The sequence below is a fragment of the Chroococcus sp. FPU101 genome (assembly GCF_017312365.1).
GTDB lineage: Bacteria > Cyanobacteriota > Cyanobacteriia > Cyanobacteriales > Microcystaceae > Chroococcus.
Genome location: NZ_BLJI01000006.1, coordinates 148,265 through 171,610, shown reverse-complemented (window position 1 = coordinate 171,610; position 23,346 = coordinate 148,265). Strand labels below are relative to the sequence as shown.

24 protein-coding genes are annotated in these 23,346 nt (G+C 38.5%); 14 read left to right on the top strand and 10 right to left on the bottom strand.

What is annotated here, in order from left to right; translation table 11 throughout:
• The coding region (locus tag CFPU101_RS08775; protein WP_206814979.1) for a heavy metal translocating P-type ATPase at window positions 1-1,579 on the bottom strand (1,579 nt) is incomplete at its 3' end.
• A gap of 241 nt (window positions 1,580-1,820) precedes the next feature.
• Between CFPU101_RS08775 and CFPU101_RS08770 the strand changes: the two genes are divergently transcribed.
• Window positions 1,821-3,140, top strand: a complete 1,320-nt coding sequence (locus CFPU101_RS08770; RefSeq protein WP_206814978.1) for an Nramp family divalent metal transporter — start codon at window positions 1,821-1,823, stop codon at window positions 3,138-3,140.
• Between the two features lie 387 nt (window positions 3,141-3,527).
• Window positions 3,528-4,217 (top strand): phosphatase PAP2 family protein, encoded by a 690-nt coding sequence (locus tag CFPU101_RS08765; protein ID WP_206814977.1) that lies wholly within the window; start codon window positions 3,528-3,530, stop codon window positions 4,215-4,217.
• Between the two features lie 151 nt (window positions 4,218-4,368).
• Here CFPU101_RS08765 and CFPU101_RS08760 read toward each other — a convergent pair whose 3' ends face one another.
• The 3 genes from CFPU101_RS08760 to CFPU101_RS08750 form a co-directional block, all read right to left on the bottom strand.
• A complete protein-coding gene (locus CFPU101_RS08760; protein ID WP_206814976.1) occupies window positions 4,369-5,124 on the bottom strand; it encodes a hypothetical protein in 756 nt (251 codons plus the stop codon).
• A 106-nt stretch (window positions 5,125-5,230) separates the two neighbouring features.
• Window positions 5,231-5,998 carry a hypothetical protein gene (locus CFPU101_RS08755; RefSeq protein WP_206814975.1) on the bottom strand — a complete coding sequence of 256 codons (768 nt, stop codon included), beginning with the start codon at window positions 5,996-5,998 and terminating at the stop codon, window positions 5,231-5,233.
• Between the two features lie 210 nt (window positions 5,999-6,208).
• A complete protein-coding gene (locus tag CFPU101_RS08750; protein ID WP_206814974.1) occupies window positions 6,209-6,964 on the bottom strand; it encodes a hypothetical protein in 756 nt (251 codons plus the stop codon).
• A 161-nt stretch (window positions 6,965-7,125) separates the two neighbouring features.
• Between CFPU101_RS08750 and CFPU101_RS08745 the strand changes: the two genes are divergently transcribed.
• The gene (locus CFPU101_RS08745; protein WP_206814973.1) at window positions 7,126-7,590 is read left to right on the top strand and encodes a PepSY domain-containing protein; all 465 of its coding nucleotides are present in this window, start codon (window positions 7,126-7,128) and stop codon (window positions 7,588-7,590) included.
• 75 nt (window positions 7,591-7,665) lie between these two features.
• Here the strand turns inward: CFPU101_RS08745 and CFPU101_RS08740 are convergent, their stop codons facing one another.
• The 4 genes from CFPU101_RS08740 to CFPU101_RS08725 all read right to left on the bottom strand — a co-directional run bounded on the left by CFPU101_RS08740 (window position 7,666) and on the right by CFPU101_RS08725 (window position 10,112).
• On the bottom strand, window positions 7,666-7,875 hold the full coding sequence (locus tag CFPU101_RS08740) for an ATP-binding protein (RefSeq protein ID WP_206814972.1): 210 nt from the start codon (window positions 7,873-7,875) through the stop codon (window positions 7,666-7,668).
• Window positions 7,872-8,912, bottom strand: coding sequence for a cell wall metabolism sensor histidine kinase WalK (locus CFPU101_RS08735; protein WP_206814971.1), 1,041 nt, complete (start codon window positions 8,910-8,912; stop codon window positions 7,872-7,874). The genes CFPU101_RS08740 and CFPU101_RS08735 overlap by 4 nt, the downstream gene beginning before the upstream one ends.
• 11 nt (window positions 8,913-8,923) lie before the next feature.
• Window positions 8,924-9,598 carry a response regulator transcription factor gene (locus tag CFPU101_RS08730; RefSeq protein WP_206814970.1) on the bottom strand — a complete coding sequence of 225 codons (675 nt, stop codon included), beginning with the start codon at window positions 9,596-9,598 and terminating at the stop codon, window positions 8,924-8,926.
• 148 nt (window positions 9,599-9,746) lie between these two features.
• Window positions 9,747-10,112, bottom strand: coding sequence for a four-helix bundle copper-binding protein (locus CFPU101_RS08725; RefSeq protein WP_206814969.1), 366 nt, complete (start codon window positions 10,110-10,112; stop codon window positions 9,747-9,749).
• A 286-nt stretch (window positions 10,113-10,398) separates the two neighbouring features.
• Between CFPU101_RS08725 and CFPU101_RS08720 the strand changes: the two genes are divergently transcribed.
• The 6 genes from CFPU101_RS08720 to CFPU101_RS08695 all read left to right on the top strand — a co-directional run bounded on the left by CFPU101_RS08720 (window position 10,399) and on the right by CFPU101_RS08695 (window position 16,182).
• Window positions 10,399-10,593 carry a heavy-metal-associated domain-containing protein gene (locus CFPU101_RS08720; protein ID WP_206814968.1) on the top strand — a complete coding sequence of 65 codons (195 nt, stop codon included), beginning with the start codon at window positions 10,399-10,401 and terminating at the stop codon, window positions 10,591-10,593.
• An 11-nt stretch (window positions 10,594-10,604) separates the two neighbouring features.
• Window positions 10,605-12,863: a heavy metal translocating P-type ATPase gene (locus tag CFPU101_RS08715; protein ID WP_206814967.1), complete on the top strand. Its 2,259-nt coding sequence runs from the start codon at window positions 10,605-10,607 to the stop codon at window positions 12,861-12,863.
• A gap of 108 nt (window positions 12,864-12,971) precedes the next feature.
• Entirely contained in the window at window positions 12,972-13,499 is a 528-nt protein-coding gene (locus tag CFPU101_RS08710; RefSeq protein WP_206814966.1) for a cupredoxin domain-containing protein, read from the top strand.
• Window positions 13,500-13,520: 21 nt separating this feature from the next.
• A complete protein-coding gene (locus CFPU101_RS08705) occupies window positions 13,521-13,934 on the top strand; it encodes a heavy metal-responsive transcriptional regulator (RefSeq protein ID WP_206814965.1) in 414 nt (137 codons plus the stop codon).
• A gap of 129 nt (window positions 13,935-14,063) precedes the next feature.
• Entirely contained in the window at window positions 14,064-15,371 is a 1,308-nt protein-coding gene (locus tag CFPU101_RS08700; RefSeq protein ID WP_242577831.1) for a hypothetical protein, read from the top strand.
• A 19-nt stretch (window positions 15,372-15,390) separates the two neighbouring features.
• A complete protein-coding gene (locus CFPU101_RS08695) occupies window positions 15,391-16,182 on the top strand; it encodes a hypothetical protein (RefSeq protein WP_206814964.1) in 792 nt (263 codons plus the stop codon).
• Window positions 16,183-16,282: 100 nt separating this feature from the next.
• Here CFPU101_RS08695 and CFPU101_RS08690 read toward each other — a convergent pair whose 3' ends face one another.
• Window positions 16,283-16,435 carry a hypothetical protein gene (locus tag CFPU101_RS08690; RefSeq protein WP_206814963.1) on the bottom strand — a complete coding sequence of 51 codons (153 nt, stop codon included), beginning with the start codon at window positions 16,433-16,435 and terminating at the stop codon, window positions 16,283-16,285.
• A 131-nt stretch (window positions 16,436-16,566) separates the two neighbouring features.
• Between CFPU101_RS08690 and CFPU101_RS08685 the strand changes: the two genes are divergently transcribed.
• A complete protein-coding gene (locus CFPU101_RS08685) occupies window positions 16,567-17,007 on the top strand; it encodes a heavy metal-responsive transcriptional regulator (protein WP_206814962.1) in 441 nt (146 codons plus the stop codon).
• A 19-nt stretch (window positions 17,008-17,026) separates the two neighbouring features.
• Here the strand turns inward: CFPU101_RS08685 and CFPU101_RS08680 are convergent, their stop codons facing one another.
• Window positions 17,027-17,314, bottom strand: a complete 288-nt coding sequence (locus CFPU101_RS08680) for a thioredoxin family protein (protein WP_206814961.1) — start codon at window positions 17,312-17,314, stop codon at window positions 17,027-17,029.
• Window positions 17,315-17,638: 324 nt separating this feature from the next.
• Between CFPU101_RS08680 and CFPU101_RS08675 the strand changes: the two genes are divergently transcribed.
• The 4 genes from CFPU101_RS08675 (at window position 17,639) to CFPU101_RS08660 (ending at window position 22,285) form a co-directional block, all read left to right on the top strand.
• Window positions 17,639-18,634, top strand: a complete 996-nt coding sequence (locus CFPU101_RS08675; protein WP_206814960.1) for a F510_1955 family glycosylhydrolase — start codon at window positions 17,639-17,641, stop codon at window positions 18,632-18,634.
• Between the two features lie 3 nt (window positions 18,635-18,637).
• On the top strand, window positions 18,638-19,123 hold the full coding sequence (locus tag CFPU101_RS08670) for a hypothetical protein (RefSeq protein WP_206814959.1): 486 nt from the start codon (window positions 18,638-18,640) through the stop codon (window positions 19,121-19,123).
• 173 nt (window positions 19,124-19,296) lie between these two features.
• A complete protein-coding gene (locus CFPU101_RS08665; RefSeq protein WP_242577828.1) occupies window positions 19,297-20,934 on the top strand; it encodes an efflux RND transporter periplasmic adaptor subunit in 1,638 nt (545 codons plus the stop codon).
• Between the two features lie 244 nt (window positions 20,935-21,178).
• Window positions 21,179-22,285: an IS630 family transposase gene (locus CFPU101_RS08660; RefSeq protein WP_242577827.1), complete on the top strand. Its 1,107-nt coding sequence runs from the start codon at window positions 21,179-21,181 to the stop codon at window positions 22,283-22,285.
• Window positions 22,286-23,346: the final 1,061 nt, after the last annotated feature.

The following is a 23,346-nucleotide window of genomic DNA, read 5'->3' as shown; positions in this document are numbered from 1 at the left end:
CTTGATAGCCATCTATACCGAGTTGATCTGCTATATTTTTCGCTACAGCCTGATTATCTCCTGTTAGCATTATCGTTCGTTTGATTCCTTCTCGACGCAACTTGATAATGGCATCCGACGCATCGTCTTTAAGTTCATCGGCAATCAAGATATAACCTGCATAGCGATTATCGACTGCTAAATGAACGACGGTTCCTGCTACATTACAGGTATCATGTTCGATATCTTCTCGATGTAAGAGGCGATCGTTTCCTGCAATCACAACTTGATTATTGACGGTAGCGCGTATCCCGTGACCTGGAATTTCTTCATACTCTGTAATTTGAGTACTATCAATAAATTTACCATAAGCACTGCGAATCGATTGTGCCACAGGATGATTAGAATTAGCTTCAACGATTGCCGCTAGAGTGAGTAATTCTGTTTGACTAAAACCATTATAAGGAACAACCTGAGTTACCTTAAAAACGCCTTTGGTTAAAGTTCCAGTTTTATCGAAAACAACGGTTTTAACTGCTGTGAGTGTATCGAGAAATGTCGCACCTTTAACCAAAATACCGCGTTTCGCTGCACCTCCAACACCCCCAAAATAGCCCAGAGGTATACTGATCACTAAACCGCAAGGACAAGATATAACGAGTAAAATCAAAGCACGATAGACCCATTCTTGGCGAGTTGCACCTGGAATGAATAACGGTGGCAGGATCGCCACAGCCAGAGAAATGAAGACAACCGCAGGTGTATAATAGCGAGCGAAACGACTGATAAACTTTTCCGTTTCTGCTTTTTTCGTGCTGGCATTTTCCACTAAATCGAGAATCTTTGCAACTGAGGATTCAGCAAACAATTTTGTGACTCGTAGTGTTAAAACACCAGATTGATTAATGGTACCTGCTAAGACAATATTTCCTACGGTTGCTGAATGAGGTACTGATTCCCCAGTTAGTGCAGACGTATCGATCAAAGAATTTCCCTCAATAATCTCACCATCAAGGGGAATTTTTTCACCAGGTTTAACTAAAATGAGATCTCCTACTTTAACCATTTCAGGTGAAACGGGCTTAATTTCACTATTAATCTTGAGATTAGCAACATCGGGACGCACTTCTAAAAGAGCTTTAATTGAACGACGGGAACGACCTACTGCTAATTCTTGAAATAACTCACCGACTCGGAAAAATAGCATCACAGCAACGGCTTCAGGTAATTGATGAATCGCTATTGCTCCAATTGTGGCAATGGACATCAAAAAGTTTTCATCAAATATTCTGCCTCTTGTAAGATTTTTTCCAGCCGACATTAAGACATTCCAGCCTGCTAGGAGATAAGCAGGAATAAAAATTAGATATTCAAGCCAAGAGTAAGAAGAAGTGTGGATTTTTTCTTCAAAAATGATGCCAGTAATCAATAAAGCTACAACGATACCAATTGGGATTAATTCTTCTGTGAGATTAAAATCTTCCGAGCTATGGCTATGTTCATGTCCGTGATCATGACTATGATTATCATTTTCTTGATGTTCATGCTCGTCATTCCCACAGCTAGAACAACTGCTCTTCGACGCTTTAGAGATTTTCATCAATTTTTTTAAACATATGAACGACTATTCATAGTTTACTTTAAAAAAAGAAATATAAATTAGTTTTTTTCAGAAAATAAATGAGGTGATAACAATAATTATTCTCATTTTTAAGTTCAATAAATTCTTTGAATAAAACTATAATCATTCTCAAAATTTTTAAAATAAAAAATTATAACAGGCCGCTTTGTTGTGCTATATTTCTAAATAATGAAAAGATTATGAGAAACATTGAAGCTTTATGTCTCTAACGCCTCACACTCCAAGCCTGAGCGAAGTTCACCGTAGTATTAAAATTCCTAATGAAAAAGGCTTTGGGCGCAAAATGCTTGCTTATGCGGGGCCTGGATACCTGGTCTCAGTGGGATATGTCGATCCAGGTAACTGGGCAACCGATCTGGCAGGTGGCTCGAAATTTGGCTATACGCTTTTATCTGTAATTCTTCTATCAAATTTGATGGCAATCCTGCTTCAATCGCTTTGTGTCCGTTTAGGAGTGGCAACAGGACGAGATTTAGCGCAGGCTTGTCGGGATTATTTTCCCCCTCGCGTTAACTTGATTTTATGGGTGCTATGTGAGATTGCGATCGCGGCTTGTGACTTAGCAGAATTACTGGGAAGTGCGATCGCGCTACAACTCCTGTTTGGTATTCCGTTAATTTGGGGAGTTTGCATTACGGGTTGTGATGTTCTGATTTTGTTACTCTTACAAGGAAAAGGCTTTCGCTATGTAGAAGCATTGGTCATCACTCTCGTTGGAACTGTCGGCGTTTGCTTTCTCTTAGAAATTATCTTTTCTCAACCTGACTTAGCAGGAATTTTACAGGGTTATTGGCCTCAATCTGAAGTGGTCAGAAATCCAGAAATGCTCTACATTGCGATCGGGATTTTAGGGGCGACGGTCATGCCTCACAATTTATATCTACACTCCTCAATTGTGCAAACCCGCGCTTGGGAACCAACCTCGGAAAAACGCTGGGAGGCGATTAAATTTGGCACGCTCGATTCAACGATTGCTCTTTCCTTTGCTTTATTTATTAACTCAGCTATTTTAATCGTCGCGGCGGCCACGTTTCATTTTTCTGGATATAATGAGGTTGCCGAAATTCAGGATGCTTATCGATTACTTTCTCCTTTATTGGGTGTGAGTGCGGCAAGTGCAATTTTTGGGTTAGCTTTACTTGCTTCTGGACAAAGTTCAACTTTGACCGCGACTTTGGCTGGACAGATTGTTATGGAAGGCTTCTTACAATTTCGTTTAAAACCCTGGGTTCGTCGTTTAGCGACCCGATGTTTAGCGGTGATTCCCGCTTTAATTACAATCATCTTTTTTGGTGAGAGAAGTACAGGACAGCTTTTAATACTCAGTCAAGTTATTTTGAGTTTACAATTACCTTTTGCTGTGATTCCTCTAATTATGTTTACCAGTAATCGCCGTCTTATGGGTGAGTTTGTCAATCCCAATTGGTTAAAAGTTCTTGCTGGTGCAGTTGCTACTATCATTGTCAGCTTGAATGTTTGGTTGCTCTTACAAACTTTTTCAGGTTTGCTGTTCCACTAATGAATTTTAGTCTAGAAATATTTAAGATTTCTGCTGTTTTCAGGAATTTTTTTATAAAATCTGCAGTACAGACAAAATTTTATAATTATCTTTAAATTCTAAACAGTTACAAATATTTTTCAGAAATAAAACTTTGTAAAAGTCATTAATATCGCCTTCAAAAGCAATGATTTTTGAAGTAATAATGGATTTCTTGACAAAACACAGCTTTAGAGTTTAAATTTCAATAACTTAGAAAGATTAGTTAATACTATAAATTATAGTTTTTCTGTTAATTTTTACAAATTTTTTGTTTTTTATACTAAAATCATGTCGTTTCATTTTATTTGTATCCGATATGAATTTCACATATTCAGACTCAAATCTTGAAAAAAAATAAGACAAACAATGCTTAAAACAATTTCCGCTTTCTGGTTGCGTCATATTCATCCTCGTCTATCCTCTTTAATTGCTACGATTGGGATTGTTGGATTAGCAAGTTGTTTACTGATACTTTTTGTTGTCGCACAGATATCAGAAGAAGTTTTAGAAAAAGAAGCTTTTGCTTTAGATAGCTCTTTCTTGCTGTGGTTACATACTTTTGCTAATCCTCATCTTGATGCAGTCATGCTATTTATTACTAAACTGGGTAATCCTAGTACAATTGTGAGCGTTGCTGGAGTGACATTAGGGATACTTTGGTGGCGACGTTACCGAGAAGAAACAAAAATATTTGTTATTACCTGTTTGGGTGCTTTAATTTTAAATACGGAACTGAAGTTATTTTTTTCTAAAGTTCGTCCTCAACTTTGGGAGCTTTTAATTTCCGAAAAGTCTTTTAGTTTTCCGAGTGGTCACGCATTAGGCTCTTTAGTATTGTATGGATTTATTGCCTATGAGTTAACAAACCATTATCCTAAATATACTGCTTTGATTTACACTTTAGCTGTAATTTTAATTGCTGCAATAGGGATCAGTCGGCTTTATTTAGGGGTTCATTGGCCAACCGATGTTATTGCAGGATACGGCGTTGGATTTTTATGGTTAATGCTTTGTATTACGATGTTAAAATTACAAAAGTTGAGAGGGGTCAGATGATGAGAATCTGACCTATCTAACCGCTAAATTGTTTAAAAACCTTTTTCCAATTATTGACTTTATCGAGAATAGGAGAGCAGAATATTTGTACTGAGGAGACTAAGCTGTAATCACTTGAGAAACTATAGCGAAGATTTGAATGGGATTAAGGTTATTCGTTATTAGAAAGTCCAGTCACAAGTCGTTTTTTCTGCTTTAGAGTTGTGTACAGGATACAGACTGCAAGTATTGATGCAAGGACAATCGATGATCCGATCGTACCAAAACCTAGACCACCTTTGATATGTGGTTTGGTCAAAAAATCCCCCAGTGTTGCACCAAAGGGACGAGTTAGAACAAATGCAACCCAAAACAAGATGACTGGAGAAATTTTGGTATAGTAGTCTGCTGCCAATACCAAAGCTAGTAAACTAGCAATGAGGATTGCTCCTCCTGCAAATCCTAAACCAGAACTATCGGCGAGGAAATCACCCAAAGCAGTTCCCAAAGTATTAGAAATTAGAATTGCCGTCCAGTAAAGTAACTCAACTTTAGGTGTTTTGACTTTAGTTACCGATAAAGACCCAACACTGAATTGCCAAAACGATAAAATAGCCAACAGAAGGGTAAATAAGATCATAGATCCTGTAGCATAGCCAAGCCCTAAAGTGCGATCCATGTAATCTGACATCGTTGTACCAGCCGTGCTAGTTGAAAGAATGACCGTCCAATAAAGTAATGGGTTATATTTCTTTGAAACCAATTGAGTGACAAGAGTTATTAAAAAGACTCCAATCAATATCGTAGAACTAACCGCATAGCCTACATTTAATGTCATCGATAATAGGTCACCTGCTGTTTCTCCTAGAGTAGTAGCACATATTTTCATAATCCAGAAGAAGGCAGTGATTTGTGGAAGTTTGCTCATTATGCCTCTTATTTACTGTGGTATATTACACTTGGTATCAACTTACGGCTTGATTTTAGAGAGAAAAAGTCAAGAACTTAGAAAGAACTGTAGTGACAAGAGCAAATCAGTTTTGTGGATCAATCGGCAATGATACTCTTTTCTTATGCTTAAAGCTTAAATAAATAATCAGACTCGTTATTAGGGACAGAAACAGCATACTGGTGTTTACGGTACCCCAACCTAGGCCACCCGATGTAGTAGGTTGGGATAGTAAATCGCCGACAGATGCTCCAAGCGGACGGGTTAAAATGTAAGCCAGCCAAAAAGCCAAGACTGCATTGATTCTCAAGTAATAATAACTGAGCGTTATTACTGCAATTAAAGAGCCAAAAACTAATGCTGATTGGGTATAACCTAACTTCAAAGCCTCTGCTAAAAGATCTCCTGTTGCAGTCCCCAAGGCAAACGTAAATAAAATAGCCACCCAGTAGAAAAGCTCTCTTTTAGCTGTGTTGATGGAGTGCATCGCTAATGTCTTTTCGTTGACATACCAGAAAATAAAAACGACTAATAAGACAACGCTGAAAAATATAGTAGTGGTCATCAAACTCACTCCCAGATCATCCACCAATCTATCAGTAATTAGTGTGCCAGTGATACTCATCACAATGACTACAATCCAGTAACTCACTGGGACATAGCGTTTAAGCCTAAACTGATTTAAAAGTACTATTAATAATACGCCGCTCATTACATAAGATGTAACACTTAAACCAAAATTTAGGGTGACTGATAAAAAATCTGCCGCCGTTTCACCGACCGTAGTTGCCAGAACCTTTATAATCCAGAAGGGTATTGTAATCTCTGGAACCCTGTTTAATATTTTCTTCATGGTTTTCCTAATTTTTAATTAAAGTAATGATTTATAGCTTTTCGATACCGTTTGTCTTGATAGTGTTGACTTTAGACGGCAAATATCAAGAACTTGAAAAGATTTGATGAAGAAAAGTTGTTGGGATTTTTTTAGTTCTAAATGAGCGATTTTTTAAGTAAAATCAATTACACTTTCCCGAATCTGCGCCTATATTGCTCAACCTAATCACTATTGGAAAACCTTCTCTAAATTATCGACTTCATTGAGGATGGGTGTAGCTAAACGGCCATATTGAGTAGGAGATTTAGAGAGACTGACTTGAGAAACTAACTGATCAAATTTTTGCGCTTGTTTCGTTCCACCCTGTTTGAGGATAGAGGGTTTTACTTGAGTCCAAATGTGTTTAATTTGATTTGCTGTCTCTTTTAACTTCTCTGTATTTTCTGTAGCTGACCAGATTTCTAATTCACGTCCGTAATAATCGAGTAAAGTGACTTCAATTGGTACTTTTAGTTGATAAGATGCTGTCAGGTTAGCTGCAATTAGTGTTATTTGGTTGGCTTTTTGCATGGTTACGTTATGATTGTTAGTAGCGAGAGCCACCTTCAGTAAGGCAATGTTATCATTAAGCTGTTTTAGTTTTGTCTGATTTGCTCCTTGTAAATCTCTAGCAAGACGTTTCGCTTCTGTTTCTAATTTAGTCAAACTTGTTGAAGCTTTTGTCCAGTTGTTAGCTTTGGTCATATCATAAAGATCTTCACCCAATTCACCTACTTCGCTTAAAGATTTGGGAACTTGATCATCATTGACTTCTGAATCAGTATCACTATCATTATTTAGAGCAATCTTATTGTTGTGATCATGCTGACGTATAATCGCCACAGGTGCGGGAGATTGATTTGCTAAAATAGCTTGACTTAATCCACCAATCCCGCTCACACTAATTGTAGAAGCCAAAACAAGTATTTTTGTGCGAGTTTTCATGTTTGATAAGCTCTAATTGTAAGTTGATAGTTTGACTTTAAGTAGAAATTATCAAGAACTTGGAAAGAATTAAACTTAGAGCCAATTCAAATCTTTTCGATTTCTTGATATTTGCCATTTAAAGTAAGAAACGTAAACACAAATTGAAAGGATATCCAACTATGAAAACATCAATTAAAATCGCTATGGCTACCCTTTTATTAGGGACTTTAGGAGTTGCTACAATCACTAAAACAACTTATGCACTTCCGAATCAGACTTCTATAAAAGTAGCTGAAGCTGAAGATAGAGATAGGGAAGTCAACGATGATGCTGAAGAACAACAAGAAGCAACTCAACTTCAAAAGTTAGCTAAAATTTCACCACAGCAAGCGAGTCAAGCGGCTCAACAAGAGAGCGGAGGTCAACCTAATCAAGTTAAACTAGATAACGAAGACGGAAATCTTGTTTATACTGTAGAAATTGGTCAAACAGAAGTAAAAGTAGATGCAGGTAATGGTCGTGTTCTTTATGTTGAAAAGCCTAATCAAGAAGATAATGAAGCCTCTGAATCATCTTATCAGCGCAGTAGTATTCAAGTTCCTAATTCTCAGGATAATGACAGAGAAACAAATGACGATAATTAATTAGTAAGAAGCCTATTTTCTTAATATCAGTTTAGGCATTAATAATTTAATCAAGAATTGTTGAAAATTTTATAATCAGCAATTCTTTTCTTCAATTTTAGGTAAATGAACAGTAAAACAACTTCCTTTATCTAACTGACTACTAACTGTAATTGAACCTTGATGATTTTGGATGATCGCTTGAGCGATCGCTAAACCTAAACCTGTTTTTGATGAATCATAAGAACGAGCTTGATCGGCTCGCCAAAATCGTTCAAACACTTTTTTTAAATCTTCTGAATTCATGCCAATTCCTGTATCTTTAACTTGAATATAAACTTCAGAACACTTGAATTAGCAACAATTTCTATTTTACCATCAGATAAAGTATAATGAATCGCATTATCAATTAAATTAGTTAATAAACGACGAATTTGATTGGCATCACCCAAAATAAATAAATTTTCGGTTAAGTCAGTTTGAAAATGAATTTTTTTAAAATCTGCTTGGGGTTGATACACTTGAATTATTTCTTTTAATAGATTTGTTAAATTTAGATATTCCCAATTGATTAGTGGCATTCGATCAGTACGAGCTAAAAACAATAAATCTTCAGTCAAACGAGTCATTTGATGGGTAGCACTAGCAATAGCTTCAAATTTTTCTCGATCATTTTCTCGCATTCCTTCAGCATATTTTAAAGCAACCATTGTATTAGTTTTAATCGCCATTAAAGGACTTCGTAATTCATGAGAGGCATCGGCGGTAAACTGTTTTAATCTAGCAAAACTTTCTTCAATTGGCTGCATGGCTTGACGAGTTAACCAAATTCCTCCTAAACCACTTAAAATTAAAGCTGTTAAAATGCCACTTCCCAATCCAAAATCTAATTTTCTTAAAGTTTCATCATATTCTTCTAAAGATTGACTGGCTCTAACATAACCTATTAATTGTCTTTGCTCATTTTCTAAAATTGGTAAAATTACCGCAATTATTCGATTACCTTGTTTTTGAATTTGAAAAGTTTCTTTAATTGAAAGTGGTAAATTAATGATGTTATTACCAGTTTGAGCTATTAGTTGATTTTCGAGTGTAAACCATTGTAAAGCTTGATGACGAGCCAATAAATTTTGTGAGATAAAATCATCTTCTATTTTCAACTTTCCCTGTTCGTATTCGGCATTAGCGGCTGCTCCTTGTGCTAATGCTGTTAGTTGCGCTGAAAGTTGTTGAATCAGACTTTGAGCAAAAATCAATCTTACTGAAACAGCAAAAATAGATAAGATCGTTGCTAACACTCCTAAATATGATAACAATAAACGATGTTGTATTTTTTGAAACATATTTTGATTGTTTATTCTTTTCTTAGACGATAACCAATGCCGTAAACCGTTTCAATCAAATTGTCTAAGCAACCTGCTGATTTTAATTTTTTTCGGATATTAGTCAGATGAGTTTTAATCGTTTCCTCTCCTGATAGCTTATCAATTTCCCACAATTTATTAATGAGTAATGAGCGCGTTAAAATTTGATTAGGATTTTTTAAAAAGCATTCTAAAATCATATATTCTGTTGAAGTCAAGATCAGCTTTTTATTGTTATAAGTGGCTTGACAATTACTCGGATCTAGTTGTAGTTGTTTATACCTTAAAATCGGCTGTCTCGTTTCAGAACTTCTACGGGATAAGGCTCTAATTCTAGCGGCTAATTCTTCTAATTCAAAAGGTTTGACTAAATAATCATCTGCTCCTGCATCTAGCCCAATCACCTTATCAGTTGTTGTATCTTTAGCTGTTAACATTAAAATGAAACTTTGACAATTTTCTGAACGCAATTTTTTACATAAGCTAATTCCGTCTAATTTGGGTAACATTAAATCTAATAAAATTAAATCATATTGACTTGATTGGGCAAAGTTCAATCCTTCAAAACCATCAAAAGCAAGATCGACGACATGATTCTGATGCTTTAAGTCCTCCGCTAAGGGTTTAGCAATACGCTGATCATCCTCAATCATTAAAATTTTCATAGTTTAATTGACTATTTTTTCATTAATAAATATTAAATAAATTATATTTGGTTAAGCAATTATACAACTCTATATATCTGATTTAATTTTTTAATAAATAAACAATAGGGAAAAGAAATTTAACTCCTTTTCCCGTATAGTGTTAATTCTAAGCCATTGCCATCGACATCTGACGACAGGATTCAGCGCATTGACGACAGATTTCGGCACAAGCTTTCATCTGAGCATCATCGCCCATTTTTTCGCAGTCTTGGGCGCACTGCTCGCAGATTTCAGCACATACTCCACAAGTAGGAGCATGATGACGAGAACCGAGCAACATAAAATCAGCACTCGTTTGACAAATTTCCGCACAGCTTAACATCAGACGAATGTGATCGAGTTCTGAGTGCATTCCGCCTTTCTGTAAGCAGTAAGTAACAGTATTTAAACAAACACTATGACAATCTAAGCAATTTTGAATACACTGTTGCATTTGGGAGCTAACTTGAGACAGAGTTAATTGATGAGTCATGATTATTTCCTCCGTAATTGTTTGTAGTCTATTTTGCAAAGTGGTTAACAATGCTCTTTCATGTTAGAAAAGCCTTTGTAAATTCCCTTCTTTCTTAGGCCGCAACTCCAACTTCTTACTATTGATGAACTCAATTTCATCCTAATTTCATTTTTATCTGTAACGCTTTGTTATTAAGATATCTGTGACAATTTGCCGTTAAAAAAATTTTTGATTCCCTCTTGACTCTCCAGTTAGCTGGAGACACTAACCTAGAATTAACCACCTCATACAGGAGTCGAAAACAATGACCCTACAACTAACTGTTCCTAATATGGCTTGTTCCGCTTGCGGCGATACCATTACTAAGGCTATTCAGAAGATCGATCCCGATGCCCAAGTCAATGCAGATCCAAAAACAAAACTTGTCAGTGTAGATACTCTAGCATCTCCTACTGAAATCAAACAAGCCATCACATCAGCAGGATACACCATTACTTAAAGGAGGCGAAAATGGAAAATGCTACCCTGAAACTACGTGGCATGAGTTGTGCATCTTGTGCCAATAATATCGAAAATGCGATCCGTTCCGTTCCTGGTGTTGAAGTAGCAAGCGTTAACTTCGGTGCAGAACTTGCATCTATTACCTATGATGCCCAACGAACCAGCATTGCAGATCTTCAAAGTGCAGTCGATGAAGCGGGATATTCAGCAGAACCGATGCAGGATGATGTTCTTGCACCAGAAGATGATGCTGAAAAACGCACCCGACAAGCTGAAAACCGTGACTTAACTCGAAAAGTTTGGGTAAGTGGCATCATCAGCAGTATCCTCGTCATCGGTTCACTACCTGCCATGACAGGATTGCCGATTCCCTTAATTCCAATGTGGCTACATCATCCATTGTTACAGCTTATCCTAACCGCACCTGTGCTGTTTTGGGCAGGAAGCTCTTTTTTCGTCAACGCTTGGAAATCTCTAAAACGTCATACGGCAACGATGGATACTCTGGTTTCACTCGGTACAGGTGTTGCTTATCTCTATTCTCTGTTTCCGACTTTCTTGCCCCAATGGTTCATCCAACAAGGAATCAATCCTGATGTTTATTTTGAAGCAGCATCGGTAATCATTACTTTAATCCTACTTGGAAGACTTTTAGAAAACCGTGCCAAAGGACAAACCTCGGAAGCCATTCGTAAACTCATTGGTTTACAGGCAAAAACCGCGAGAGTGATCCGAAATGGTCAAGAAATCGATATCCCCATTGCTGAAGTGATGCTAAACGATATTATCCTCGTGCGTCCTGGGGAAAAGATTCCCGTAGATGGTGAGATTGTCGAAGGTTCTTCAAGTATTGATGAATCAATGGTTACAGGTGAAAGCCTCCCCGTCAAAAAACAATCAGGTGATGAAGTCATCGGGGCTACCCTCAATAAAACGGGAAGTTTCAAATTTCGAGCGACCCGAATTGGTAAGGATACATTTTTAGCGCAAATTGTCAAGCTTGTTCAACAAGCCCAAGGCTCGAAAGCACCGATTCAAAGATTAGCCGACCAAGTAACAGGTTGGTTTGTGCCTGCTGTGATTGCGATCGCCATTGCTACTTTTATCCTCTGGTTCAACATCATGGGGAATGTAACACTGGCTTTGATTACTACCGTAGGTGTTTTAATTATCGCCTGTCCCTGTGCTTTGGGATTAGCCACACCAACATCAATCATGGTAGGAACGGGAAAAGGTGCCGAAAATGGGATTTTGATTAAAGGTGCAGAGAGTCTCGAATCAGCCCATCAAATTAAAACAATTGTACTGGATAAAACAGGTACGATTACCCAAGGTAAGCCTACTGTTACCGATTTTATTACGTTTAGGGGGACAGCGAATCAAAATGAATTAAATCTTCTTCTTTTAGCGGCTTCAGTCGAACGCAATTCCGAACATCCTCTAGCCGAAGCCGTTGTACAATACGCTCAATCTCAAGAAGTAGCATTAGCTGATGTGAAGTCTTTTGAAGCGGTTGCAGGGAGTGGCGTACAAGGATTTGTCTTAGACAAGTTGGTACAAATTGGGACGCAAAGATGGCTAAAAGAATTAGAGATTAATACCAGTAATCTAGAACAAGATTGGGATCGATTAGAATCACTGGGTAAAACGGTTGTAGGAATCGCTGTCGATGGAGAAATAGAGGCGATTATGGGAATTGCCGATGCGGTGAAACCCTCATCTGTTGGTGCAATTCGGAATCTACAACGGATGGGTTTAGAGGTCGTCATGCTCACAGGTGATAACTATCGAACGGCAGAAGCGATCGCCTCTGAAGTCGGTATTAGAAGAATTATTGCAGAAGTTCGCCCCGAGCAAAAAGCGGCACAAATCGAAAGTTTACAACAAGAAGGAAAAATTGTCGCAATGGTGGGAGATGGGATCAATGATGCACCAGCACTTGCACAAGCGGATGTTGGTCTAGCCATTGGCACAGGAACCGATGTTGCCATTGCTGCGAGTGATATTACTTTAATCTCTGGTGATTTACAAGGGATCGTTACAGCCATTCAGTTATCACGGGCCACGATCTCAAATATTCGACAAAATCTCTTTTTTGCCTTTATCTACAATGTACTCGGAATTCCGATCGCTGCGGGGATTCTCTATCCGATATTTGGATGGTTACTCAGTCCAATTATTGCAGGTGCAGCAATGGCGTTTAGTTCAGTTTCCGTTGTAACAAACGCGCTACGTTTACGAAATTTCAAACCCAAAACTGTTCATTAAAAGAAGGAGATCTCAAAATGCGGCAAAAATTTTCTTTTTTTGGAACATTGTTAGGATTTGGTTTTCTAGTCGGTGTCATTTCGGGAGTAATTCTTTAGGAGGTAACTGATGCTTGACAAATCATTAATAATTGGAAGTTTTGCTAGTGTCGGATTTTTACTTGGTATAAATTCGGGTCAAGTCGTTGCTCAAATGTCTCATGAAGAAATGCAGCCTTCTAGCACTGAACAAAAAAATCAATTCCAAAAAGTTGAACAACCTTTATGGCTCAAAGCTGGAGTGACAGCAGGTGGATTAGGCTTAATTGGACTAGAATTATGGTGGTTTCTCGGTAGTAAACCACGTTCTCAAAAAGCTGAATCTAAACAAGGGGTTCAAGAAATAGCCATTACTGTTGATGGAGGCTATGAACCCAATCAAGTCGTTGTTAATGTAGGACAACCTGTACGGCTCAATTTCTATCGTAAAGATCCAAGTAGTTGTCTTGAAGAAGTTCGTTTTCCTGATTTTCGGATTGCTCAAGAATTGCTACTTAATCAGGTCACTCCTATCGAATTTACCCCTGAAAAACCTGGAATTTATCCTTTTAGTTGTGGGATGAATATGTATCGAGGAGTCATAGAAGTTCAAGCCTGATTTATTTAAGAGGATGAAAATATGTTAGTACAAGAAACACTCAAACAAATTGGTCAAGTTGCTAAAGAAAGTAGTATACCGATTAAAACGATTCGCTACTACGAGGAATTAAACTTGTTGAAAGCTACGGGTAGAACAGAAGGAGGGTACCGATTATTTAATTCTGATGTATTGACTCGCCTGAACTTTATCAAACGCGCTCAAAAATTGGGCTTAAGTTTACTGGAAATTAAAGAGTTCTTAGATATTCATGATCATGGGAATTTACCTTGTGAGCAAGTTCAAGTTAAGTTAAGTGAAAAAATTGTCGAAATTGAGCAGCAAATCGAACAACTTCAAATCCTCAAACAGGAGTTGAAAGGATTGCTATCTGGAAAAGAAATTCTTTTTCAAAACTCTGAAGCAACCATCTGTCCAATTATCGAACAGGCTTAGAAAATTACTCGCTCAAGCTTTACCTCTCAAATTTCATCCTCATTTCATTTTTATCTCTTACATTGATAATGCACAGAAGATGATACTTACCGATCAATAAAATATCAAACAGAACTAAGGAGTTCTACCATGCTCTATCGATCAATTCAAAACATCACTCTTTTAACGAGTACACTTGCTCTGCTTTTGAGTATCCCCTTGTCGCCTGTCATTGCCCAGCAACACCATCACGGTCATTCTAATCCTCAGACAGATACCCCGACATCCGAACCGAAAACCCTGCCCCCCATACCTACTGATTTACCCAGTTGGATGAACAACAAAAGCAGAAACCATATCTATCGCAAACGAGGCGTTTATAATGATGCAGTCTATAACTTGAAACCACTAGCATTAGATTTGAATGCCGTTGCTGTGGGTCATGCTTTAGCTTACGAAGATTTAGTCACAGGAAATGAAAAAGACTTAGAAACGAAAACCTTTGAGCGCATCAACTATGTACTAAAAAATCCTCCCCGTTTCATGCCCGATGAAGCGAACATTTCACCAACTTTCGGACGCAAGTATGGTGTATTAGAACAGGTGTTCGACTGGGCGCATATTCTCCATGCTCAAACCGTTGATGTATTAGTTAGTACCAAGATGACGGACGCTGAAAAAGAAGCAGAAATCGAGCGATTGTATGAATTTTATGTCAAAAACGTTCCTTATGCGATTACTGGTCTACCGATGAATATGGGTTATCTCGATGGACAACCCTACTCGAAAGCGTTTCGCCAAGAATATCCAAAAGTGAACGGATTGTTCTGGGGTTATCACTGGCTACAAGGTGGAATGTACGATATGCTCTATGGCAAAACTTTGGAAGAACAGAAAGCCGCTTACGCTACAGTTGGAAAACAATATCATGAAGTCGAGTTATATCGAACAGACCGTCCTTTTATGCCGATGTTTGCTGAAGTTAGCCCTCGGTTCGCACAACGCTTTCCTCAAATAGCGAATACGTTCGATAACCTGCATATGCTACACGACATGATTAATGATATTCTCGCCTCCGATTGGATTAGTGAACAGCAAAAAGAAGAACAGATTCAACGGGCTATCTGGTTAGTGATGGCGAAAAATCATGAGGGAATGGAAGCAGGTCAAAACTATGGAGGAGAAGGATTACACGATCATCGTTTTATGGCAGGGATGCCAGGGATGGGTTTAATGCCAGAAGGAACGGGACACCAAGGACATGATAGTAATTCAAACTCTCAGACAAATCCTACTCCTCAGCCAACGACGAATCCCCATCATTCCATGCCAGGAATGAACCATAATAATTCGATGCCAAACATGAATCATGATACCTCGATGCCAGGGATGACGCACCCAATGCCACAACCATCTTCAAAACCCTCAGAACCTACAATGCCCAATCCTCAAAAATAATTCAGCACTAAAAAAACAAATGAAATCAAACAGAACATTACTTTTTTCGGCTTTCGCTTCTACCGTTTTAGCCGTCAATCCCGCTATGGCCGTAGATCATAATAATCTTGATTCAGGTCGTCCCTTATCTTTCGATGATGCGGAAAGTATCGCCTATCGTGAACAGTCGATCGAATTTGGTGCAGGATTGAACTTACCCAGTAACCGTAGTGTTGGGGGATCTTTCGATATTGAATACCTGTATGGTTTTGCCCTCAATAGTCATTTAGTCATCGGTTTAGATCCTAGTGTCGGCGGTAAAGCAGATACGGATGAGACTGATTTCGATGTGGGAAATCTATCAGTCGGTGTATTCCATAACTTTAACCGAGAGTACGACAATGTGCCTGCTTTTGCCATTCGGGGAGATCTTGGATTACCGACTGGAAATGATGCGCGGGGAGTCGATATCCGAGTCAGAGGCATTGCTAGTAAAACCGTCGGGCAGTACGATCGTCTCCATCTTAACCTCGATCTAAATGTGAAAACCGATGTCGATAGCGAAGAACGATCGGTTATCCCTGGTTTAATCTTAGGTTATTCTAGACCCCTTGGCTATCCAAAACGTTTTGACAGAACCTTTTTGGCTGAGATGGGGGTTAGAGCCAGTCAAGACACAAAAGGAGGGGCTATTTTAATAACGGGTGTAGGTCTTCGTCAGCAAGTTGGATTACGCAGTGTTGTTGATGTTGGTTTAGAGGGGGATATTGCCACAGGTGCTGGAGAACGAAGCGAGTTGCGTTTTAAAGTTGGCTACTCTTTTGGGTTTTAAAATCATCCCCATCACTCGTCGCAGATAGCTAATCAGACTTAACCAATTAGGCTCAAACGTCGAGTGTATGGGGTGAGGTTTGTTCAACTGTACAGTACAATTACCGATTTCGGTTCATCATGCCATCCATATTTTTACAACATCCACATCCAGACTGATTATTATCTTGAGCCATCGCGGGCTTGGCAACGATGATCAGTGCCGTAACGCCTGCAATCAACAAACCCATTAAAACTTTTACTTGCTTTGACATAATTAATCGCCTCCAAAATCACAAGATGGTTATATCTTTAAATCAACTATAAACTCTATAGCCCGCTATAGAGTCAAGGCTTTGAAGCCAACATCAATAAAATTGAGGAAATTTACTTAAAGGTTGATAAAATGATGAAAATTGGAGTAGTTTCTAAACGTGCGGGGGTTTCCGTCGGTACTCTACGTTACTACGAGAAATTAGGCTTAGTTCAGCCTTTGCAACGCTCTGAAAATGGATATCGCTACTATGATAAAAACGTTATTCAAAGGATTCTGTTTATTAGAAAAGCACAAGCACTTCAATTTTCCTTAGCTGATATTAAGCAAATTTTGACAATTCGTGAACAAGGATACCCTGCTTGTGCAAAAGTCAAAGAGCTATTAAATCAAAAAATCTATCAACTTAATATACAGATTCAGCAACTCAATGAATTTAGGGTAGAGTTAGAACAATATCAAACTCGATGGTCGGAACGTCCTTTGGATCAACCAGAGAGCCTTATTCTTTGTAGTCTCATCGATGAAGTGCAAAACTATACAAGAGAACATTTGCTTACCTCGTTCAATTAAAGCCTGTAGCCATCGTCATTCAAATTCCCCAACCCAGATCATCCCCTGCACCAGAAAAAACGCTGGCTCGATAAATTCCGATTGCCTCCAAGGACGATTGATTTTGCTTTCCAGTAAAGATTAACACTCCATCAATAGCGATCGCTGGAACTGCTTTTACTCCGTACTGCTCTGCTTTTTGTCGGTTCTCCCCTAAATTGCAGACCGTTATTTCGTAGGCTGGGTCAGCCATTGATTTAATTAGTGCTACAGTTTCATCGCACAAGGGGCAGTTACCAGTAAAAATCTCAATTTGATGAGTCGTCATAAAGTCACTTAGGAATAATAGATTATATTTTGCTCTATATACTAAACTCTGTAGTTAGCTATAGAGTCAAGACACATATCATAGATCACTCAATAGCTGTTATTTCTACATAATATTTATTATTTTTAATTTCATCCTAATTTCATTTTTAGATTAGAAACTAAGATATAAAAGAGCTTTTAGTAGCTAACACATGACTACATAAGCAAAAACTTAGAGTATTTAGACTCCTTAACTAAGTAAAGTTACTTAAAAAAATTGTATAGTAGTTAAATTTATTTTAAAAATATTACCAAGCTTTCAAATATAGACTTTTTTTATAATATGAAGTACCAAACGATTAAACATTTTTTAGCTCCTCCTAGTTTTCTGTTGGCTATTATAATTGGTTTAACTCTTGTTAGTTGTTCTAATAGTTCAAACAACAATACAGCTAAATCAGTTGTTAAAGATCAAGTAATCAGCAATTCTTCTTCACAAACATCAGTCACTTTAACGCCAATTTCAACGGACTGGAGAAATAACAATCACATTCATGGATTAGCCGTCAACTCCAAAAATCCTGCTATTTTTTACGTAGCGACTCACAACGGTTTAATTCAACGCTCAGAACAGGGAAAATGGTTCTGGATGGGGAAAGAACGGGCTGATTATATGGGTTTTACGACTGATCCTCGTAACAGTCAAATTTTTTTTGCTAGTGGACATCCTCACACAGGCGGTAATCTCGGTTTTATCAAAAGTCAAAATCAAGGACAAGATTGGCAGCAGCTTTCAATGCCAGGAGTTGATTTTCATAGTTTGACTTTTGCTGTAGATAGTCAAGGACAAGAAATTTTCTATGGAATGGCTGTTTCTGGTAAACAGGGTCTTTTTATCTCAAAAGATAGCGGTAAAACTTGGAGCCAACCGAAAGCCACAGGATTAAATGAGGTTCCTTTTGAGCTTATCGCTAATCCAAGTCAACCTAATCAGGTTTTTGCGACGACTCGTGGTGGTGTATATCAAAGTATAGATTTTGGTGAGACTTGGACACTTGTTCCTGAAACGCAAGATACACCGCTTATTGCTCTTACCCTAATTAAAGAAGCGAATCAATCAATAGTGATGTATGGTTATCGCTTTTTGAAATCATCAGAAGGACTTTATCGAAGTACAGATGAGGGGAAAACTTGGCAGCCTCTGGGTAAAGGAACTCAGGGTGTAATTATTAAATTAGCTATTGCGACAGATAACCCTCAAATTATTTATGCCGCTAATGAGAAAAACGCCATCTTTCAATCTCAAGATGGGGGAAAAACTTGGCGCGAGTTACTTTAAATCATGAAAAGTTCTTTGTTGAAAAGCTTTAAATGGCTCAAACATCTTTTAGCAGCCCCAGAAACCAATTTATTTATCTTTGCTTTTCTCATTCACTTTGTTTACGAAGTCTGGCAGTCACCTTATTTTGAGTTTTACGGGATGCCGACTTTAGCCGACAAAATCAACTATATTACCCATTGTACGATCGGTGATGGTGTTATTACTGTACTTAGTTCAGGGATAATTAGCTTTTGGCAACGCAATCGCTATTGGATGATTACCCCTACTGCTCGATTAATTGTAATATTTACCAGTATTGGCTGGATCTATACCTTTATCTCTGAAATTTATCGGGTCAGAGTTGCTCAGTTATACGGTGTTTCAGTTTTAGTAGTTCCTTTCGTTCAAATTAGTTGGCTACCTCTATTGCAATGGTTAATTCTACCACCTATGGTTTTAATGATGACCCGACGGCATCTTTTGGGATACCGCTCCAAAATTGAATGAACTAAAAAGGCACAAGACTGATAACTGAGAAGACCTGTTCATTTCATCCTAATTTCATTTTGCTTTGAAACACTAGAGTTATGTTTGAGTTTTAACAATTTCGTTCAGAGCGGTCTTTTTCAAAGCTTAATCCTTAGAAGTTCTCTTGATTCATCATTCAAGGTATTGCCAAAATGTCGAAAAAACGAACTTTATTGTCTGTCACACTCTTGAATTTTCTGCTTTTAACAACACCCTCGATTGTTTTGGCTCATGGCGGGCATGGAGACGAATTTCAAGGCGGTTCTGAGTCTAATCAGACAACTGACGCGATTCAGGTTGATGCGGTGACAGCGAAGAGCATGGGTATTAAAGTAGAGCCAGTGAAAAGCCAGCGTCTTGCTGTTGGCCTTAAAACTACAGGTCAAATCGAAACGTTACCGAACCGTCAAGTTGAAGTAACAGCCCCTACACCTGGTAAAGTTGTTGAACTATTGTTTAAACCAGGAGATTTAGTTAAAGCAGGTCAAACTGTAGCGGTGGTGGCTGCACCCGAATTAGTCGAGCTACGAGTTACGGCTCAAGAAAAGCAAGCTGAGGCAGAAGCGGATGTTCAGAAAGCCAAAGCGGATTTACAACTTGCTCAAGAGAATTTAGACCGTCAGCGACGAATAGCTGATGCTGAAATTGCTCAAGCTAGTACTGAAGTGAAAGTTTCTCAGGAAAAATATGATCGAGACAATGATCTCTATCAAGCTGGAGCCTTGCCACGTCGTGATCTGCTTGAGTCGCAAGCTCATCTCGCCGAAGGAAAAACCCAACTTGCCACCGCAGTAAGCCGTAAAAGTGTACTAGAAGCTGAAAATCAACTTAAACGCGCTCAATCAGATCTAGAAGTTGCTCAAACTCGCTTTAGTTTGAGTAATATGACTTATCAAACTCGACTACAACAACTCGGAACTCGTGCCAATGCTAAGGGTTTAGTGGTTGTAACGGCACCTCTTACGGGTAGAGTAGTAGACCGAGAGGTAAGTATCGGTCAAGCGTTTCAGGATGCAGGGGGTAGATTAATGACCATCGTTAATGACGATCGCATTTTTATCACCGCTAATATCTATGAGCAGGATTTGACAAAAATTAGAAACGGTCAACGAGTTAATGCAAAAGTTCCATCCTTACCAAATAGAGTTTTTACAGGTCGTATTACTTTAATTGGTTCTAACGTTGAAGGTGAAACACGAGTTGTTCCTGTTAAAGCAGAGTTGGATAATGCAAACGGTTTACTCAAACCAGGTATGTTTGCTCAATTAGAAATCTTGACGGAGCAATCTTCAAGAAATGTTTTGGTGATTCCAACATCGGCAGTTGTTGAAGCAAATGGTAAACAGTTGGTTTATTTACAAAATGGTAATGCTTTTCAGCCAGTAGAAGTAACGCTTGGACAAACTTCCGAGCAATTAGTTGAAGTTAAAAGTGGACTTTTTGAGGATGATTTAATTGTTACTCAGCGTGCGCCTCAACTCTATGCTCAATCTTTAAAAGGAGGTAAACCAGCCGCAGAAAGTGAGGAAAACAAAGTTTCCCCTGCAACCACAGATACTGTATCCAGTTCTAAACAAATTCCTTGGTGGCTTGTAATTCCTGTTGGAGGAGCGATCGCAGGAGGTACTTTTTGGGCAGGTACTTTTTGGCAAAGTCGTCGTCAGTCCCGTTTCGTTTCCGTAAAGCCTTTAAAAAATACTTCTCAATACGAGACTGAAATTTATCTGAATAATTCTTCATCTACAACTTCTTCAACAAAAATGGATGAAAAAAACTATGAAGAATCTTAAAAATTGAGTCTAAACAAAAACTTTTACAATAAACACTAATTTTTATCTATAAATTTAGCAGTTGTTAATCTGTCAGGAAATTTCCCAACATCTCAGCCCATTTCTATAACCGCCTAAAAAACTATTTTCATCCATTGAAGGAACTGATCACTGGCCTTATCGGAGCGCAGCTAGTTCTACTGCACTCCGCCTTTGACTCTGTCATACCAAATCCGTAGAACAGAACCCACTTAAGTGATAGACTGTGAGAATAGGAAGAAAAGCACATCTGGAAAATCATCTATCAAGTGAGCAACTCAAAGAACGCTACCGACAAACTTTCGATAAGGTAGAGTCAAGACGTTGGCACTTACTCTGGTTGGTGAGCGAGAAATGGAAAATCAAAGAAGCAGCTACAGCAGTAGGATATAACTATGATTACGCCAAGGAAATAGTAAAAGCCTACAACTTAAAGGGCGAAGAGGCCATTAGGAATAAGCCTCGGCTTAAAAAGAAGAAATCAGGGAAAGCCCTACTCAATGAAGAACAAATCGAAGAACTCAGAGAAAGCTTGAAGCAAGCACCACCAGACCAGGGAATCTGGACGGGGCCAAAAGTCGCCCACTGGATCGCTCAAAAAACAGGAAGAGAAAAAGTCTGGCCGCAGAGGGGGTGGGATTACCTAAAAAAGTTTCGTTACTCCCTCAAAGTTCCGCGACCCAGACACCAGAAAGGGAATAAAGAACAGCAGGAACAATTTAAACGCAAACTACCAGAACGGGTTAAAGAATTACAACGTCAGTATCCTACTGCTCAAATTGAAGTCTGGTCGTTTGATGAACATCGATTAGGACTCAAACCTATTTTGCGTCGAGTTTGGACACCGATAGGAGAAAGACCGATTGCTACCGTCAATCATCGTTATGAATGGCTTTACCTTTACAGTTTTGTCCATCCCTCGACAGGAACTACTGAGTGGTTCATTGTGCCTAGAGTTAATGTGGATTGGTTTAATTTAGTACTGCAATCCTTTGCCACTGCAGTGGGAGTCGGACAAGACAAAATTATCCTTTTGGTTCTTGACCGTGCTGGTTGGCACATGAGCAGGAAAGTCAAGCTACCTGAAGGTCTAATTTTTGAGCCTTTGCCCCCTTACTCTCCCGAACTGCAACCAGCAGAAAGACTTTGGGCTTTAGCTGATGAGCCTTTGGTCAATAAAAGTTTTGAAACTCTTAATGCTTTGGAGGCGGTTCTCGCTCAACGCTGTCAGATTCTCACACAGATGACATCTCAGATTCAAGCTTTGACCAATTACCATTGGTGGCCTACTCCACCAGAGAAATTAAAGACTCAAAGCGGGGTTTCTTTATAGAGGGGGTTATATATGCGGATTTGGTATCAAATGTCGATTACAACCCTAATAGTATAGTCTAGTTAAGTAGACATTATTTAAGTTAAGTAAGGGTTACAAGCTCTTGGCTCTTTCTCATAAACGAGCATTGTCTATAATGCCGTTATTTATCTAAATGTAGAGGGTTTGTAATCGTCGTTTAGGGTCTTTGTAATGTTCGTCTAATACTATCTTTATCAGACTTTTTGTAACCCTTTTCTTTGGCTCCGAACTTCGGAATTATCTCAAATCCTTAAGCCTGTAATCAAGTTTCGACACCGAACGGTTACGCGATCGCTATTTCTAATTGGTTTTGTTTTTTTGTTTCCACCATCTGACTGAATCTAAAATTGCACCTGTCATTCTTTTCCCATCCGCCTTTTTGTAATCCCAAATAGCCTATTTATTTTTATCTCACCTTCCTGCATAGTTAATTTAAACATTAAACATAGCGAGAAAGAACATTGAGATCAAAATTGATAAAATTGCCTATGTTCCTTATTAGCCATAGGTTTTAGGCTTCTTCGCCCTAGCCAACATAGTCAGCATAGGCAGTAACCATACCTTCTTCTATTTTTAGATAATTTTCCGCTAAGGGAGGTTCAATTAATGGAGAAGTGGATCTATCTGATGATTTTTTTCATCCACTATATGTATCTGCCTATTTTGCCTATGTTGGCTATGTGGCATAGGCTCTAGGCTATGTGACTGCTTATGTGACTGCCTATGTTTCTTCAAAAACTTTATTTCATTAACCACCATCCCTGCTTCTTCTTTCGTCCTCGAAGCCTTAAACCATTACAGGCGCAATGATGGGGTAGCGGTGAGCTTGAGGGCAATAGCCTTTACCGACCGTAATGATCAAGGTCTGGTCACTTCGGTCAGACTCTACACGGTACTACACCTCTGTCGTCTTGAAAACTACGCTCGACGGTGTTGATTTAATACTGTCGCTCTTTCTTAAGTATTTATTTTTAACTTTTATTGATAAAATTTTATAGTTTTATGAAAAAAGCTATACATGGCAAGCATTACAGGAATTT